This window comes from Paenibacillus sp. FSL A5-0031 (genome assembly GCF_001956295.1).
In the GTDB taxonomy this organism is placed as follows: domain Bacteria; phylum Bacillota; class Bacilli; order Paenibacillales; family Paenibacillaceae; genus Pristimantibacillus.
Window position 1 is genome coordinate 62571 of sequence record NZ_MRTD01000021.1, and the last position, 17866, is coordinate 80436.

The 17866-nt window shown below is 45.3% G+C and carries 16 protein-coding genes; 1 reads left to right on the plus strand and 15 read right to left on the minus strand.

Annotation, left to right across the window (positions count from 1 at the left end; translation table 11 throughout):
• Positions 1–127: 127 nt before the first annotated feature.
• Positions 128–1291 carry a sporulation integral membrane protein YtvI gene (gene ytvI / locus BK120_RS28095; protein ID WP_076270809.1) on the plus strand — a complete coding sequence of 388 codons (1164 nt, stop codon included), beginning with the start codon at positions 128–130 and terminating at the stop codon, positions 1289–1291.
• A gap of 68 nt (positions 1292–1359) precedes the next feature.
• Here ytvI and BK120_RS28100 read toward each other — a convergent pair whose 3' ends face one another.
• The 15 genes from BK120_RS28100 to cymR all read right to left on the minus strand — a co-directional run bounded on the left by BK120_RS28100 (position 1360) and on the right by cymR (position 17683).
• On the minus strand, positions 1360–3399 hold the full coding sequence (locus BK120_RS28100; protein ID WP_076270810.1) for a peptidoglycan D,D-transpeptidase FtsI family protein: 2040 nt from the start codon (positions 3397–3399) through the stop codon (positions 1360–1362).
• A 208-nt stretch (positions 3400–3607) separates the two neighbouring features.
• On the minus strand, positions 3608–5824 hold the full coding sequence (locus BK120_RS28105; protein WP_256711050.1) for a methyl-accepting chemotaxis protein: 2217 nt from the start codon (positions 5822–5824) through the stop codon (positions 3608–3610).
• A 187-nt stretch (positions 5825–6011) separates the two neighbouring features.
• The gene (locus BK120_RS28110; RefSeq protein ID WP_083682555.1) at positions 6012–7274 is read right to left on the minus strand and encodes a peptidase U32 family protein; all 1263 of its coding nucleotides are present in this window, start codon (positions 7272–7274) and stop codon (positions 6012–6014) included.
• A gap of 95 nt (positions 7275–7369) precedes the next feature.
• Positions 7370–8302: a peptidase U32 family protein gene (locus tag BK120_RS28115; protein ID WP_076270811.1), complete on the minus strand. Its 933-nt coding sequence runs from the start codon at positions 8300–8302 to the stop codon at positions 7370–7372.
• Between the two features lie 54 nt (positions 8303–8356).
• Entirely contained in the window at positions 8357–9463 is a 1107-nt protein-coding gene (gene mltG, locus BK120_RS28120) for an endolytic transglycosylase MltG (RefSeq protein WP_076270812.1), read from the minus strand.
• Positions 9464–9646: 183 nt separating this feature from the next.
• Positions 9647–9958 (minus strand): DUF1292 domain-containing protein, encoded by a 312-nt coding sequence (locus BK120_RS28125; RefSeq protein WP_054027280.1) that lies wholly within the window; start codon positions 9956–9958, stop codon positions 9647–9649.
• The gene (locus BK120_RS28130) at positions 9958–10254 is read right to left on the minus strand and encodes a DUF1292 domain-containing protein (protein ID WP_076270813.1); all 297 of its coding nucleotides are present in this window, start codon (positions 10252–10254) and stop codon (positions 9958–9960) included. The genes BK120_RS28125 and BK120_RS28130 overlap by 1 nt, the downstream gene beginning before the upstream one ends.
• Before the next feature lie 8 nt (positions 10255–10262).
• A complete protein-coding gene (gene ruvX / locus BK120_RS28135) occupies positions 10263–10679 on the minus strand; it encodes a Holliday junction resolvase RuvX (protein ID WP_076270814.1) in 417 nt (138 codons plus the stop codon).
• Between the two features lie 121 nt (positions 10680–10800).
• The gene (locus BK120_RS28140) at positions 10801–11067 is read right to left on the minus strand and encodes an IreB family regulatory phosphoprotein (RefSeq protein WP_076270873.1); all 267 of its coding nucleotides are present in this window, start codon (positions 11065–11067) and stop codon (positions 10801–10803) included.
• Positions 11068–11117: 50 nt separating this feature from the next.
• Positions 11118–13751, minus strand: coding sequence for an alanine--tRNA ligase (gene alaS, locus BK120_RS28145; protein ID WP_076270815.1), 2634 nt, complete (start codon positions 13749–13751; stop codon positions 11118–11120).
• 354 nt (positions 13752–14105) lie between these two features.
• A complete protein-coding gene (locus tag BK120_RS28150) occupies positions 14106–15176 on the minus strand; it encodes an AI-2E family transporter (protein WP_076270816.1) in 1071 nt (356 codons plus the stop codon).
• 155 nt (positions 15177–15331) lie between these two features.
• Positions 15332–15529, minus strand: coding sequence for a hypothetical protein (locus BK120_RS28155; protein ID WP_054027275.1), 198 nt, complete (start codon positions 15527–15529; stop codon positions 15332–15334).
• Between the two features lie 13 nt (positions 15530–15542).
• Positions 15543–16079: a PRC-barrel domain-containing protein gene (locus BK120_RS28160; RefSeq protein ID WP_083682557.1), complete on the minus strand. Its 537-nt coding sequence runs from the start codon at positions 16077–16079 to the stop codon at positions 15543–15545.
• Positions 16080–16096: 17 nt separating this feature from the next.
• Positions 16097–17251, minus strand: coding sequence for a cysteine desulfurase family protein (locus BK120_RS28165; protein ID WP_076270817.1), 1155 nt, complete (start codon positions 17249–17251; stop codon positions 16097–16099).
• A 12-nt stretch (positions 17252–17263) separates the two neighbouring features.
• Positions 17264–17683: a cysteine metabolism transcriptional regulator CymR gene (gene cymR, locus BK120_RS28170; protein ID WP_054027272.1), complete on the minus strand. Its 420-nt coding sequence runs from the start codon at positions 17681–17683 to the stop codon at positions 17264–17266.
• Positions 17684–17866: the final 183 nt, after the last annotated feature.

The following is a 17866-nucleotide window of genomic DNA, read 5'->3' on the forward strand; positions in this document are numbered from 1 at the left end:
AATAGCGGTACAAAACAACAACAGTAGTATTAATTGTAGCATAACGCAATTAAAAATAGGCATCTTTTTAAAAACTATAGTACAATCTTTATGGAAATATGAATATGGAAAAAGAAGGAGAAACATTATGCTGCCCTTTTACAAAAAGTATTGGCGAACCGCCTTTGACATCGCACTCATTGCACTAACTGTCTATTTAATTATGTTTTCTTTCAGCTATTTGTACCGAATCGCAACGCCTATATTTTTATCCTTTCTCATTTTCTTATGTATTGAGCCGCTGGCAAGGCGTCTAAATAAGCTTGGCATGAAAAAATCGATCGCTTCCGGCATTTCGATTCTGCTGTTCACTTTAATTTTACTTACCGCCTTCTCAGGCGCAGCTTACCTGATTACGAAGCAAGGAACTGAGCTCGTTAACAACTTCCCGAAATATCAAGAAATGCTCGCTGTTCAAATCGCTAATCTGACTGAAGAGGTGCAAACCAGATTTGGGAATCTGCCCGCAGATTTGGATTTGGTTCAGCGCTCCAAAGACCTCATTGAAGGTGCTTCTTCAACCTTAGCATTGTTTGGGAAGACTGTACTGCTTAGCATCATCGGGTACGTCACATCCTTCTCAACTTTCATCTTTAATTTTGTAGTTGGGATTATATTAGCTTATTTCTTAAGCATCGAAATTACGACTTGGAAAAAGACAGCCGAGGACAAAACGCCAAACACCTTCAAAACGGCATTTTTCTTCCTTAGAAACAATGTATTTAAAGGAATCGCGTTATATATTAAAGCGCAAGCCAAGATGATTAGTATCACCTTTGTCGTTATTTTGATCGCGCTCCTTCTGCTGCGCGTAGAAAACGCTTTTGTCATAGCAGTCGTATCGGCCATTTTCGACATTTTGCCGCTGCTCGGCGTAGGCACTATTTTTATCCCATGGATTATTTACTTAATTATTGTCGGCAAAGTCTCGCTTGCCATTTGGCTGTCCGTCCTCTTTCTCGCAGTTGTGCTTACACGCCAAATTCTTGAACCAAAAATTACAGGCGACTCCTTAGGCGTATCCGCCTTTACAATGCTCGCTTTCATGATTGTATCCTTATCGCTCTTTGGCGTCGCAGGTGTCATATTATCACCTATTCTTATGATCTTAATCAAAGCGCTGTATGATCAAGGTTATTTCCACCGCTGGATTCACGCTCCGCAGGGGGAATACGACAACCCTTCGGACAAGCCGGACGACACTGACAGTATATCGGTGAAAATCAATAACAAGGACATCAAGGAACAATAATACGCAAATAAAACAGAGCCACCCCGTTGCAAACGAACGTTGATTCGTCTGCAATGGGGTGGCTCATTTTATTTGGAATGGCGTGCGGCGATATCCATGACGCCGCGAAAGAGCTTAGTCGCCTGGTGCGAGCTCCCAGGCGGCTTGTTCTCCACGAGGACCGCTACGGCGTATCGTGGAGCCTTGACCGGGCCGTAGCCCGCAAACCACTGGTGGTTGCGGGCGATTCCGGCCTGAGTCGTTTCGGCGGTGCCGGATTTGCCGGCAATCGCCCACAGCCCTTGGCGGATCGATCGACCGGTTCCATGGTCGACGACCGCCTGCATGCCGCGCAGCAGCGCATGCGCCGTGGCCGGTTTAATCCGGCCACGGATCGCTTGCGCGCGCTGCGCGGGCAGCTTCACCATCCGCTGGCCGTTGGCATAGCGGATTTCACTCACTAGGCGCGGCTCCATTACGCGCCCCTCATTCAGCAGCGTTACAATCAGATTTGCCGCTTGCAGCGGCGACATCCTTACATCACGCTGCCCAAGCGCGCTTTGCGCGAGCACGCCGCCATCTACGCCAGCCAGCATGGCTGCTTCTTCCCGCGCTTGCTGCGCCGCATCAAACTTCCCGCTCCGCTTCGCATTACGCTTCCCGTTGCCGTTCCCCTGGCCATTTTCATTCCCATTACCGTTATCATTGCCACTTCCACTGCCAAAGCCATTGTCATTGTCATTGCCACTGCCATTTTCATGCTCGTGCTCATGCTCATGCTCACCCATCTCACCGCCGCTATTCCAAGCGAGCTTGCTCTTAACGGCTGCAAACAGCTGTCCGCGATCTTCTTCCTCAAGCAGTCTCAGCGGCGATGAAAAGGGGCCAAAAGCTTCATCGCGATGCCAGCCTGCTTGCTGCCCTATCCCGAGCAAGTCTGCGGTCCGCTTCAACTGCTTAGCTTCAAGCCGCTCAGCCAGCGTTGCAAACACAATATTGCAAGATTGCGCCAAGCCCTCTTGGAGCGTCAAGCGGCCGTGTCCGCCTTCCTTCCAGCAGGATAAGCCATATTTGCCGTATTCACCATTGCAAAAAAACGTTTCATGCTGATTAACTACACCCGCCTCCAGCGCAGCTGCTTCCGCAACTAGCTTGAACACAGAGCCGGGAGCGACCGCCTTGATTGCATGATTAGCCCACTCGCTGCCGTCGGAGCTTTGGAACTGTCCTGGCTTCAATTGCGGCCGCGATACCATCGCTACAATATCCGCATTGCTCGCATCCAGCACAACGATTGCTCCCTCTTGCAAGCCTTGTGCATCCACATATGCTTCGATTTCGTTTTGCAGCTGCAAATCAATCGTCGTCATCGCTTTAAGTGGATAATATCGATTGCCAGGCTGCGTAATCCGCATATCAAGGCCGTGCATTGGAGCATTACGTCCATCGAGGAAGTAGGAAACAGAAGTAGCCCCTACTCCATGCAGCAGCTTGTCCAGCGATTTCTCAAGACCCGACCCGCCAACCTGATCTACTAGCTTTCTTTTGCCGCTTACGAGATCTTCCGCATGGTTAACCTGCAGCCACTCAGGATGCTGGCTTGTAAAGCCAATCAGATGCTTTGCATCAAAATCCGGCAAATAGCGATTGCGATAAGGAAGCACACGTATACCGTTTAGCTCAAGTTTTTTTAGGCGGGTAATTTGATCATTTGTCAGTCGCAAAGGCGCCTGCATCCCATCAGCCTTCCAAAACACAGGCTCTCGCACAGCATCCCATTTCTGCTGCAGCTGCTCCATGGTTACGCCTAGTATGCGGCTAAGCTCAGCTAAACTCTTTTCTTGACCGCGCAGCTCTGCCCGTACGGGAAATAAAGCAACGGCCGAGTAAGTTTCACCTGTTATCGGCTTTCCATAGCGATCATAGAAGTCGCCTCTGCCTGTGTCCAGCATCAAGTTTCGTTGACGCTGCTGAACTGACAGCCGTTGCCATCCTCCCCGGTTTGCGAGTGGAGAAAGGACCGCTGAAGAGGAGCTTCCAGGCATCAATTGAATCCAAGCTAAGCGGCCAATATAAAGCATCATTATTAAACTAATGAAACAAGCAGCCATTGTTATTCGTTTAATCATGTCCCGTTCTCATCCTGCGAAAGCTCCTTTTTAATGCTGCCTAATGTTTGATAAGCGCTGAAATCGTTGTTATACGTTCATTATCTCCTTCCGCGGCTCTCCTTCAAACATCCATTCTATTTTCTACAACAAAAAAAGAGCTGTTCAGCATTAACTGCCTGAATAGCTCTTCCTTCAATGTTAACCATTTAATAGGATACCGTGATTGCTAATTAATTTTAAATTTAGAAAGTGAATCCTTAAGCTCACGAGATACCGTATCCAGCTTCTCCGACAAACGCACCATACCGTCGCTAATGCTTAGTTGTTCTGTGCTAAGTGATGCGACTTCTTCTGATGTAGCGGAAGATTCTTCAGCTACTGCACTCACGTTAGTCATCGCTTCGCCTAATACGACTTGCGATTCATCCAATTGCCCGATTGAATCCGTAACGAGATCCAGCTTCTTAACTAGTTCTCCCATTTGACCAGAAACGGTTAAGAAAATTTGATTCGCTTCTTTTACAGAACCGATCTGCTCTTGGAATAACGGATAAGCATCGGACAAAACATGAACCGTCTCGTCAATCTCTCCTCTAATTTTCTCCGTGATTTGACCAACAACGTCAATGGATTGGCGGCTTTGGTCCGCCAGCTTGCGAATTTCATCGGCAACGACCATAAAGCCTTTTCCTGCTGCGCCTGCGCGAGCAGCTTCAATCGTCGCATTCAATGACAAGATGTTCGTTTGTTTCGTTAAGCTATTGAGTACGTCTAGAATTTTTACGATAGAGCCTGTGCTTTCCTTCAAAGCATCAACCTTCTCTACCATAGAACGGGTCATTTCTTCCGTCATGCTCGTTTTTTGAATAAGTACGCCCATATAGTTTGTTCCCTGCTCACTTGCTTTCTCAACGGCTTGCGCAGAGTTCACCATTTGTTCGTTGGCTGCAATAACTTTTTTCATTTGAACATCGATGTTTCCTGTAAGGTCAGAACCTCGCTCCGCTTCAACAGCTAAGCTTGTTGCTCCTCCCGCGATCTCCTCTGTTGCGACTGCAATCTCCTTAGCAGAAATAGCTGTTTTCCGAGAAGCGTCTCCGAGCTCAGTAGCTGTAACCAGTACATCCTCAGCTGATCTTGTCGTCTGTACTGCTAGAGCAGTTATTTGCGTCATCATAAGATTAAAGCTGTCGCTTAGCTCACCAATTTCATCTTGGCGTTTTTTCATGACAGATCGTACGGTCAGGTTGCCGCTTGCTCCTTCAGTCATTAGGTTGCGAAGCTTAACCAGTGGCTGTGCAATCGTCATAATTACGAGAATACCGATTGCTATTGCAATAAGTGCTGCGATAAATACTGTAATCCATGTCAAATTTTGAATCGCTTTAGCATCTTTCACTAGTTCTTTTACCGGTACCGTGCCTAGCAGCTTCCAGTTCATCGTTTCGAATGTTTTGTATGTAGCCAGAACCTCAGCACCGTTTGTCGTTTTCATTTTCGACGAATCCTCAAGCGCTTTATCGCCTTCGGTTGGGAATGTAATGCTGGCTGGCTGGCCTACCAATTCAGGATCACCATTTGTAATATACTCACCGTTTGCATTCACGATCGAAAGCTGGCTGCCTTCACCAAGGTTAACTTCTTCGAAGCGTTTCGCAAGCGTTGAAGCTTGCACCTCTAGCAGCAATACATAAGATGCTTCACTTGAAGTTATATCTTTGATGAGTCGACTCAAGCCAATGGTGGGACCGCCTGCTGGATCTGACATGCCTTCAGGCTGAGGCGGAATCCAGTTTGTTTTCCCTGCATTTGCGACAGTTTCTTTAAACCAGTCTGTATTCATTAATTTCTCCGCCGTGCCAGTAGTTGCCCTGCCTGATGTTACGACCGTCAGATTCGGATTTACTGGCAGCAGCATCATGGAAACGATCGTGTTATTACCCATAACGTATGATTGCATTTTGTCGCTTAAATTACGCGATGCCTCAAATTTGCTGAAATCGTCACCGCCGTCAAGCATTTTCCTTACAATTTCATGAAAGCTTTTGTCAATTAATATTTGCAGCGATAAATCCTCATACGTCTTGAAAATAACGTCCATATTGTTTGCAACCTGATTGATCGTTTGAAAGCTCGCTTCTGAAACTTTATTTTCAATAATCGACTTCGACTTTGAATAAGCCATTAGACCTACTGTCAATACACACGCGATAATACTGCAAAAGATAATCGTAAATAGTTTCGTTCCTACTGATTTAATCGGGTTTGAAAGCTTTGTGCCTTTTACAGATACCGTCGCGGCCTTTGCTGCCTGTGATAAAGATTGTATTTTTGATGACGCTTTCATACTTGTACCTGACTTAATTTCGTTTGTGCTATTTTGCTCTTTTTCCTGTTTCTGTTTCTTTGTTTTCTTCTTTTTTTGTTCTTCTTGGTTTTCCATGAGGGAAGACACCGCCTTTAATATTGTAAGTCCAAAATAGTACGTTTGCTGCTAGCGCATCTTGCCGAAATATGTATTTACAGTATATTATTTTATATCGACACATTCTTGTCATTTCATAATAATAAATACAAAAAAAAGAGTCTTATTTTCTAAAAAAATAAGACTCTAGTCATGTTTTGCCTATTTACTTCTTCCCGATCTTCTTTCTCATCATATCCATCGGTTTAACCGGCTTTAACGTACGAATGCGAATATGCTGCAAAGGATGGCGAGCCGCATCAAGCGCATTGCCGTCTGTGTCCGTAATTTCGGTTACCGTTTGCTTGAAAAAAGTACCCTTCGGACCAACAAATTCGATTTCTTGTCCGAGTTTAAAGTGATTGCGCTGCTGCACGATCGCAAAACCCGTTTTATCATTATAATCTACTACTACTCCTGCAAAATCATATGGCGCTGCTTTTTCCTCTGGCTCATAAATATGATCCTCCGCACCCGGTGTATCAAGGAAAAACCCAGTGTTTAACGGACGGTTGGCAGCTTTATTTATCTCATCCACCCATTCCTGCTTCAGCTCGAAATGCTCGGGATCAGCAAAATACGCATCAATCGCTTGACGATAAACATTAACGACCGTCGCCACATAGTGGATACTTTTCATTCGTCCTTCGATTTTGAAGCTGTCAACGCCAACTTCAATAAGCTCCGGCAAATATTCAATCATGCATAGATCTTTGGAGCCCATTGTAAACTTATCTTCTTCTTCCGGGTACATTGGCATATCGTCAACAAACAAATCGTATTTCCAGCGACATGACTGACAGCAGCCTCCACGATTGGAGTCACGATCCGTAAAATGATTAGACAATACGCAGCGACCAGAGAAAGATGAGCACATAGCTCCATGAATAAACGCTTCGATCTCAATATCAACATTTTTTTTAATTTCTGCAATGTCTTTAAAGCTCGTTTCACGGGCCAGCACAACGCGTGGCAAGCCTTCTTCCTTCCAGAACTGCACAGCCTGCCAATTCAGCGTAGATTGCTGCGTGCTCAAATGAACCTCAAGCTTAGGAGCTACTCGCTGCGCCGTTTCAATAATGGCAGGATCTGCGGCAATGATAGCTGAGATTCCTGCTGCTTCTAGATTGCGCAAGTAGTCTTCAAGTCCTTCTACATCCTCATTGTGCGCATATATATTTGTCGCGACAAACACCTTTGCACCATAGCGGCTCGCGAACTCAACGCCTTCCTTCATTTCTTCAAAACTGAAATTGTCTGCATTGGAGCGCAAGCCGTACTTTTGACCGCCGATATAAACCGCGTCAGCTCCGTAATGAATCGCAAATTTCAGCTTCTCTAAATTTCCGGCTGGTGCGAGCAGCTCCGGCTTGTCCAGCCGATGGCGTTTGCCTTGATAGCGAGGTGTCGTCTTCTCAATTGTTGTCACTATGTGTACCTCCTAAGTTTTGCGAAGCAAAACTCACTTCGTAAGCATTAACTTTGGTTTTGCGAAGCAAAACTCACTTCGTAAGCATTAACTTATTAATAGACTTGCTCTTTGAAGAAGAAGCCAAAACTCAGCTCTCGCTGCGGATTCTGGACTTTCTTAATCGCGTCAAGCCATTCCTCTTGGAAAATGTAGCCCTCTGGATCAGCCAAATAGGCGTCGATTGCTTGCCGATATGAACGCACAACAATTTCGTTGTACTCGGTAGATTTCATTAATCCCTCAATCTTCAAGCTGGTTACTTTAGCATCCAGCAGCTCATGAAGGTTCTCTACCATACAAACATCATCCGAGCTCATAATATGAGTGCCGTTCGCATCTTCGTAGATTGGATAACGCTCGTCCTGCCGTTCCGCTTCCATCACATAAAGCCCGCGATCCTTGTCTTTCTCCGGAAGCCGATCCGTCTCCGACTGATGTTCCATATAACTCTCTACAAGCGAACGCTTCGAATGATAAATATTCGTCATCCCATGCACATGTACTTGAACCTCAAGTTCTGTACTAGCCGTTGTCTCGCAAACCTGTTCCATATTGAGTTCGCGTGCGAGCACATATCTAGTAGCACCTCTGCGGCCCCAATAATTAGCTGTAACATAATTAGTTGAGGTCATTTCAGCATTCCAGTGCAGCGCCATGCCTGGGGCATGCAGCCTAGCAGCCATTAAGACCGCAGGGTCGCCGAATACTAGTGCATCAACGCCAGCTTCAGCAAGCGAGGTTACATAATCATTTAATGAATCCGCTGCTTCATTATCCATAAGATTGTTAAGGGCAGCATAGATCTTCACGCCCTTAGGCTTAGCGAGCTTTACTGCCTGCGCTATCATTTCTTTGTTAAACTCTCCTGCTAATCGCATACCGTAGCGTGCTTCGCCAATGACAAAAGCATCCGCGCCTGCTGCCATGAGCCTTTCCAGCTCTTCTATAGATGCAGCGGTAGCTAACAATTCCGGCTTGTACGCCATACTTGATCCTCCTTAAAAACACCGTCAAGCTTCGTTTCCTATCTAATCGTATGACTACCCAGCCGTTTGATTACTTTTCTCGATGTTTTTCAAATGCTCTTTATATGTTTTTGCGAATAAATGAGTCTGACTTCCATCCTTCTTGGTTACATAGAAAAAATATTCCGTATCTTCCGGATATATAGCCGCTTCAATTGATTTAAGACTTGGACTTGCGATAGGCCCAGGCGGCAAACCTTCTACCTTATACGTGTTATAAGGACTGTCTACGAGTAAATCCTTCTCATAAAGACGTTCCTTAGGCTTATCTAATGAATATTGAACGGTAGCATCAATTTGAAGCTTCATGCCACCTTCAATCCGGTTGTAAATAATGCCCGATACGAGAGCTCTTTCCTCGTCCACAACGACTTCACGCTCTACAAGCGACGCGATTGTCAGCATATCATGAAAGGACATTTTTTTCTCTTCAAGCACTTCCATCCACCCCTCTGGAAGCTCAGCAAGCTTCCGGTCGAGTTCAAGCGCCATCCGTTTAATAATATCTTCTTCTGTGCTTTCTTTTTTCATCTCATACGTTTCAGGGAACAGATAACCTTCAAGACGCTGATGCAGCTTATCGTTATTGGGAATGGAGCGAACAGACTCCGCATCACCCCAATTGTTTTCCGATGCAATTAATCCAATAAACTTTTCTTTGTTGATCAATTTCTCTTGAGCAAGCTTGTCAGCAATTTGCAATACGGTAAAGCCCTCAGGAATCGTGAATCGAATCGTTTCTGCTTCTACGGTGTCGCCAGCATTGAGCTTAGCTATAATGGCTTCATTATTCATGCCGGGGTTCAGCTCATAAAGTCCCGCCTGAAAGCGGCCGCCTTGATCCTTAAGCTTCAAGTAATATTTAAATATAAATGCATTTTTAATGATCCCTTGCTCTTCCAGTAATTCTGCAACCTCATTCGCTGATGTTCCTCTTGGAATATCAATCTTCTGAACCGCACCAGCAGTTGTTGGCTTCAAGCTGCTCCACACATATAAAGCAACGCTTCCAGCACCAATAATCATAATTCCTAACAAGCTTAAAATAACCCATAATGTAATGCGGCTTTTCCTCGGTCCCGATGATGATTGTTGCTCAAGGTGCTGTGATGACTTGTCCAAAATTAGACCCCCTTTTTATAATGCATCATTTTCGGTATATCGATTTGCGCAGGCGAAATGGCTGAGACCATCCTATTATGGCTCAGCTGAAAATGCTGTAATTGAGTAATTAACGCTAAACATGGAACAAAAGAGCGGTTATTGGCCGCTCTCTCGTTAGATGCATATACATTACACGACGTTTTATGGACGCTCGTCAGTAGCAAACAATAAATCATCGTACGCTTCTGATGCAGCTTCCCACTCTTCATCGTTTTCGATGTTTTCCAGCTGCGGTTCACCATCGACTTGAATGACGCGGAATAGCTCAACATCATCCTCGCCACGCATCGGATCCGATTGCAGGGCTGCATAAATTCGATCCCCTAGCTGAAACTCAGCTTTAATATCGTATACCTCTACGCTGCCGTCATCTGCTTCAAGCTCAATTTCATTGCCGAATGCCGCTCGCAGCGTATTCAGCTTCTTAGGTGCTTCATGCTCTGTGCCGGACATTAATTTTCTTCCTCCATCTCACCAAGGAGAGTGTTGAACGTTTCCTCAACCATATTCCATTCTTCTTCATCTTCAATGGTATACAGCTTCAGGTCGTCGCCTTCTTCTTCATAACGGAAAGCATATACTTCATCTTCCTCGTCATTTTCTCCATGAAGCGGAACTACCATCATATATTTCTGATCGGAACCATCAACTTCAAACTTCATGATGACTTCGAATTCCTCTTCGTTTCCTTCTTCATCCGGGATATAAATAATTTCCGGCTCTTCGAATTCCAACTCTTCATTTGTCATGTTTACCCTCACCTTTTCGCTTTAGAATCGAGATAATTTTGCAAAATAAGCGTTGCCGCCATTTTGTCTATTACAAGCTTTCGCTTCTTCCGGCTGACGTCCGCTTCAATAAGCGTTCGTTCGGCAGCTACCGTTGTCAGCCTTTCGTCCCAAAGGTGAACAGGTATGTTTAGTTTCTGCTTAATCTGTTCTGCGAATTCTATACAAATTTCTCCACGTGGACCGATGGTGCCATTCATGTTTTTTGGAAGACCAACAACAATTTCACTAACCTCATGCTCCTTAACCAGATCAGCAATGCGGTCAAACTCACTATGGTCTCGCCTTCGTTCAATAACACCAGTTCCTTGCGCGGTCCAACGAAAAGCGTCGCTGACAGCAACTCCTATGTTGCGGTCACCGTAATCAAGCCCCATCAATCTCATGTCTTGTCCGGCTCCTGCCTCATTAGTTAAAATATAAGAATTTATAAGTTTATCTGCTTATAAACTGCTTATATTTCTCTGCGAAACGATAGCTAAGCCTCCTAAAGGGGGCTTTAGCCGTTTACGCTTGTTGTTTCTTATGGTTTAGATAAAACCGGACAAGCTCTTCGATTAATTCGTCTCGTTCCTTCTTGCGAATTAAACTCCTGGCGTTGTTATGCCGCGGAATATACGCGGGATCTCCGGACAGCAAATACCCAACGATCTGGTTAATCGGATTATACTCTTTCTCTAGAAGCGCTTCATGCACGGATAGCAGAATGTCTTGAGAAGATTCAACCCCCTCCGCCTTCACGTTAAATTTCATTGTTTTGTCCATGGAACTCATCGCCAGCACCTCGCTTTCCAAACCGCATTTCAATGAGATATACACTCATATCATATCACATTTGTTTGATTAAGAACTAGTTCTTCTGTAAGTTTCAACGCTTCATCCAACTTCGTTGTGTCTTTTCCGCCTGCTTGCGCCATATCTGGGCGTCCGCCACCGCTGCCGCCGCAATGAATTGCAGCTTCTTTTACAATTTTGCCTGCATGGAAACCTTTTTTAATTAAATCTGCTGAAACGGCAGCTGCAAGGTTCACCTTGTCATCCGAAATCGCACCAAGCACGATCACGCTTGACTCCAGCTTCAGCTTCAATTCATCAACAATGCCGCGAAGCGCGTCCATTGAAGGAGCATTCACTTTTGCGCAAAGGACAGTGATGCCATTCACTATTTTAGCGTTTTGCTCAAGTGATCCTGCTTCGATCCGGCTCAGCTTCGCTTGAAGGGATTCATTCTCGCGAGAGAATTCCTTCACTTGGCCGAACAATGCTTCAATCCGTTTTGGCACATCATTTGCATTTGATTTCAGAAGTGCAGCCGATTGCTTAAGCAGGTCAAGCTGACCATCTAAATAGTTATACGCATGTTTACCCGTAACGGCTTCAATTCTTCGAACACCCGACCCAATACCGCTCTCGCTTAACAACTTGAACAATCCGATTTGCGATGTATTGCTTACATGACAGCCTCCGCATAGCTCTAAGCTATAGCTGCCAACTTGAACCACACGAACCTCATCGCCGTATTTCTCGCCGAACAACGCCATCGCGCCCATTGCTTTAGCTTCATTCAATGATTTCGTTTCGATGGTTACTGGAGTTCCTAGCCAAATTTGCTCATTGACGCGGCGTTCAATCGTTACTAGCTCTTCAGCAGTTATACTGCCAAAGTGCGAGAAGTCGAAGCGCAGGCGTTCAGCCTCTACCGAAGAGCCCGCTTGATTGACATGATCGCCAAGCACTTCTTTGAGCGCTTTATGAAGCAAATGCGTTGCCGTATGGTTTTTGATAATGTCATCGCGCACAGCTCTAGTAACGCTCGCCTCTACTGCTTCACCTGTACGAGCAGTACCTGAGGTAACAACAGCATGATGGACGCTTTGACCGTGCGGTGCTTTGGTTACTTCTTCAACCTGCAGTGTAAAGCCCTTGCCCGTAATCGTTCCTGTATCTCCGATTTGTCCACCGCTTTCTGCATAGAAAGGTGTGCGATCCAATATCACAACGACTTTGCTGCCTTCTGGAGCCGATTCAACCAACAGATCCTCATGAACGATGGCAATGATTTTTGACTCAGTTACCAGTTCATTATAGCCAACAAACTCGCTTTTAACCGTGAAATCGCCGAGCGGTCCGCCTTGAACCTTCATACTTCCAGTATCTTGGCGAGCTGCGCGTGCACGGTCGCGCTGTGCTTCCATCGCTGCGTCGAATCCAGCACGATCAACCGTCATTCCATTTTCCGAAGCAAAGTCCTCCGTCAAATCGAAAGGAAAGCCGTAAGTATCATACAAGCGGAATGCATCGTCGCCATTAATCTCTTTTTGGCCAGCTTTCGTACCAGCAGCTACCAGATCAGAGAGCATAGCTAGTCCATCGGACAATGTCTCATGGAAACGCTCTTCTTCCGTACGGATAACCCTCTCGATAAATTCACGCTTCTCTACAACCTCTGGATAATAAACGCCCATAACCTCGCCAACGATTGAAGTCAGCTCATGCAAAAACGGACGGTCGATTCCGATTGTTTTTCCGTAACGAACAGCTCTGCGAAGCAAACGGCGAATGATGTAGCCACGGCCTTCGTTTGAAGGCATTACGCCATCACCTACTGCGAACGCTACTGTACGAATATGATCGGCAATAACTTTAAGCGCAACATCATGCTCTTCATTCACTTTGTAGCTTACTTTCGCAATTTCACAAGTGCGGTCGATAATCGGACGGAACAAATCCGTATCAAAGTTTGAATCCACATCCTGCAATATAGAAGCAAAACGCTCAAGTCCTGCGCCTGTATCGATGTTTTTGATTGGAAGCGGCGTGTAGCTGCCGTCTTTATTATGATTGAATTGTGAGAATACAACGTTCCAAACTTCTAGGAAACGCTCGTTCTCTCCGCCCGGCCAACATTCTGGGTCCGAAAGATCGCCATATTTGTCACCGCGGTCATAGAAAATTTCTGTACAAGGTCCGCAAGGGCCCTCGCCAATATCCCAAAAGTTTTCTTCCAGCTTATAAATTCGTTCAGCAGGAAGGCCAATTTTCGTATTCCAGAACTCGAATGCTTCTACATCTTCTGGATATACGGTTACCGACAAGCGATTAGGATCAAAACCAATCCATTTTGGCTCAGTCAGAAACTCCCATGCCCAAGTAATAGCTTCTTCCTTGAAGTAATCACCGATCGAGAAATTGCCCAGCATCTCGAAAAACGTATGATGACGGCGGGTTTTGCCTACGTTTTCGATATCATTCGTGCGAATGCACTTCTGTGAATTCGTAATACGCGGGTTTTCTGGAACGATGCGTCCGTCAAAATAAGCCTTTAGCGGCGCCATACCTGCATTAATCCATAGCAAGGACGGGTCATTATGCGGTACAAGCGATGCACTTGGTTCAATTTTGTGGCCTTTGCTTTCAAAAAATGCAAGCCATTTTGCACGAATTTCACTAGCTTTCATTAGGATGAGCCCCCTTCAAATGATAAAACACAAAAAAAGCCCCTGTCATTGACAGGGACGAATAGAATCGCGGTACCACCCTGGTTATTGCCTCGCTGCATAAGCTAGAGCAATCGCCTTCATTAGACATTAACGGGTCCAACCGGTGAAGTTCATTCACACTCCGAAAATAGCTTTCGGCCACTCTTCGTTATAAAAGCTCTCTCAACCGACGCGATTGCTTATCGAAAAGCAAATGCGAAGAAGCTTTCTCTCTGGCTAACGGGCATTGGCTTACTTCATTTCATCAACGATTTATTCCCTTATAATTGACACTTGATTATTTTAAAATTATAGCCACAGCCTATCCGCCTGTCAAATAATCTTTCTTCGCACGTAGTAGGCGAACATATGCTGAATGATCACTTTGCAGGCTGCAAAAATAGGAACCGCCAAAATCATGCCAACAATGCCGGCAATCTCTCCTCCGACCAGCAATGCAAAAATGATCGACAAAGGATGCATATGGAGCGTACGGCCTACCACCTGTGGAGAGATTACGTTGCCTTCGAGTATTTGGCACAGGGTGTTGATAATCGCGACAAGGATGACCATCTTAATGGAAACCGTAGAAGCCATTAGTATTGCAGGTGCCGCTCCAAAAAAAGGACCGAGATACGGAATGACATTCGTTATCGCAACGATGCCGGCAAGGAGCAGTGCATAAGGCATGCCGATCAACAGGTACCCGAAATAAGCAAGCACGCCAACGATAATACAAACCAAAAACTGTCCGCGAATATAGCTGCCGAGTGCTGTATCGATATCTTTAAGCAGCCTGACCGTGTTTTTGCGATGTGACTTTGGTACATACGTAATGACCGTTCTTTCAAACACATCAAAATCCTTTAATATATAGAAGGCGAGAAACGGAATAATAAACGCGATAAACACTGCATTTAACATGGACCCGATATTGTTAACAAAGTTGAACAAACTCTCCGACAGCTTTTTTTCCATATGCAAAAGTGACTTATTAAGCCCGCTTCGAATGCTTTCCGGCAAAAAAGAAGTGTTGTTAATGTCCGTGACGATATTTTGAGCACGCATGGAAAGCTCAGGCACATGTCGATTGATTTCCTGTACTTGTTCGATGAACATTGGAATCAAGTTAACGAGAATCACCGTAATGACTGCACAAAACACTGCATATATGAGCAGCACGGCAATCGTCCTAGGAACCTTTCGGTCATGCAGCATCGTAACGATCGGATTCAGCACATAAGAAATTATCATCGCGATTATAAATGGAGCAAAAACGGCTTTTACAAACACATATACGTTCACAATAAGCGGCTTTATAAGCAGCATAAGATAAATCGCAAGCAGTCCCAATATGATGTAAACCAGCCAGACAAACAGACGGTTCTTCGTAAAGCGCTCCACCGTCCTCACCCCCGAACTTTCTTTATCCGCTTCGCTCTTAGCAAGACAAGCCGAACTAGTTCAGTATATGTACAAGCGCCCTAAATCATCCTATAACAGCAAAAAAAAGACGGCCGAAGACCGTCTTTTGATATTCAAGTTTATAGCAACGCACGTCAGTTGACGTGAACTTGTGTAATTTCTTCCTCAAAGAACAAGTCGTCGAGTGAGCTTAACGTGCCATCCTCTTCCACTTGGTAAACCGACATTTTGTCGCCGTTAACCGTCAGTTCAATGAAGCAGCCCCAGCAATAAAACTGGTGGGAACCGATCTTTCCGATATCTTTCGAATTACAATTCGGACATCTCATCATCTTTCATTTCTCCCTATCCTCTGAAATTGGAAGCTGCGACAGGCTCCAATTCCGCTTCACTGACAGCAGGAACAATAATCGCGTCTTCCCCGAGTAATACGCTATCCGGATCACTCGGCGCCTTCAGCCATCTGCGCCCTTCCATCAGATCCGAAACAAAACCGTCCGTAAGCTCGTAGCCTATTATTTGTGTACCCTCTTTTGGGTAAAAATAAACATCCGACACTCTGCCAAGTTGAATACCTTGTACAGTTACGACGGGCAGATCCTTTAATTTCACTAATCCTGTGTCATATGAACGTAGCAATTGCTTCGACTTCATCCGAACGATCGCTGCTTCACTTGCTATAATAACGGTGTCCTCTCCGCAGGATATCACGTGAGTCCACTCCACTATTTTTACGGAGGAAGCAAACCACTTGGGACAATCGAGTATTAGCCCTTTCAGCTGCCAATGCTCATCGAACCAGGCGTCCTTGACAGTTCCAACAAGTTTGCCGGAATGGATAACGATTACGGGTAGTCCAATAAGCCGTTGAAGTTTGATCACGCTTAGCTGGAGTCCTCCTAGTAGTTATTACGAATACGCCTCACGATTGTTCCAACTTTTTGTGCGGCATCTTCTAATTCCTCCAAAGTATTCCCCAAACCAAAGCTAAATCTTACAGCAGAATTAATTTGTTCCTCGGGCAATTGCATTGCTCGAAGTACATGTGACCGTTCAAGCGCGCCGGAGGTACAAGCAGAACCGCTTGCTGCTGCGATACCTTCCATATCCAAATTCATAAGCATCGTTTCCGTATCGACACCAATAAAGCTGATATTTACGATATGCGGCAAATAGTGCTGCTCCGAGCCATTTATAACGATAGGCACTTCAACATGGTTGTGAAGCAGTTCTATCCATCTCTTACGAAGCTCGTCCATAAAAAGTTGCTTATTTTCTCGCTCGTTCACACAAATGTCAACTGCGGCAGCAAACCCGACGATCCCCGCAATATTTTCTGTCCCTGCACGCCGCTTTCTCTCTTGGGATCCACCATGCTGAAGAGCGTCAATCGGAGTACCATTAGCCACATAAAGTGCCCCAACACCTTGAGGACCATTAATTTTATGGGCGGAGAAGCTCATCAAATCGACTGGCAGCTCATTGAGCCTATACTCGAATGAGCCCAAAGCTTGAACAGCATCAACATGAAAAACAGCACCGCCAGCTCTAGCTATGCGCCCTATTTCTTCAATCGGCTGAATCGTTCCAACCTCGTTATTTCCATGCATGATGCTAATAAGGCCTGTTTCCGGGGTCATGGCTTCTTGAACAAGCTCTGGTGATGTTCGTCCAAAGCTATCAATAGGTAGTACGGTTAGGGAGAAACCTTCTTCCTTAACCAGCCATTCGCATGTATGAAGAACAGCGTGATGTTCACCCGCTGAAGTTATAATATGTGACTTGCCTCGTTTACGCTGTGCTCTAGCAGTCCCGATTAGAGCGGCATTATCGCTTTCCGTTCCACCTGAGGTAAATAATAATTGTCCCGGCTTGCAGCCAATTGCTGCTGAAATGAGATCTCGTGATCGATTTAACTGATGCTTGGCCGCTCTTCCAAAAGCATGCATACTAGACGAATTGCCGCCGGAGCCTTGCATTACCTCAAGCATCGCTTGGATGACTTTAGGATGCATAGGTGTAGTGGCGGCATGATCAAAATAATGATTTGTCATAGGTCGGCTTCCTTAAATATAGAACATATAGCTATCAGGTTTGCCAGCATCTTCGAAATTAATTAGATCTGCAAGCGTAGTCGAATCTAATACTTCTGCAATACTGTCTCTAATGCGCAGCCAAAGCTGACGTTTAGCCGGATCATCTTCTTCTGTAAAGTCTACAGGCGAAATCGGGCCTTCAAGAATTCGAATAATATCCCCAGACGTAATCGTTTCCGGATCCTTCGATAAAATATAGCCGCCATAAGCTCCGCGAATGCTTTTCACAAGGCCGGCATTTCTAAGGGGTGCTACTAATTGCTCCAAATAGTGCTCGGAAAGCTGATTTCGTTCAGCGATACTCTTGAGCGAAGTCGGGCCTTCACCAAATTTAGCCGCAAGCTCCATCATAATAGTTAAGCCATAACGGCCTTTCGTCGATATTTTCAAAGTGGCACCTCTTTTATTGTTTTTAGTATTGATTTATGATTGTGTCTTCCGCATTGGTTGTTAATTCTCTGTATTCCCATTTCACTTATATGTTAACATATCGAGCGGGCGGAGTGTGCAAAAAGGTTGACATCTTCATGAAAAAGTTTGCAGCCTATGTTACAATAATAAATGTTTGATTCA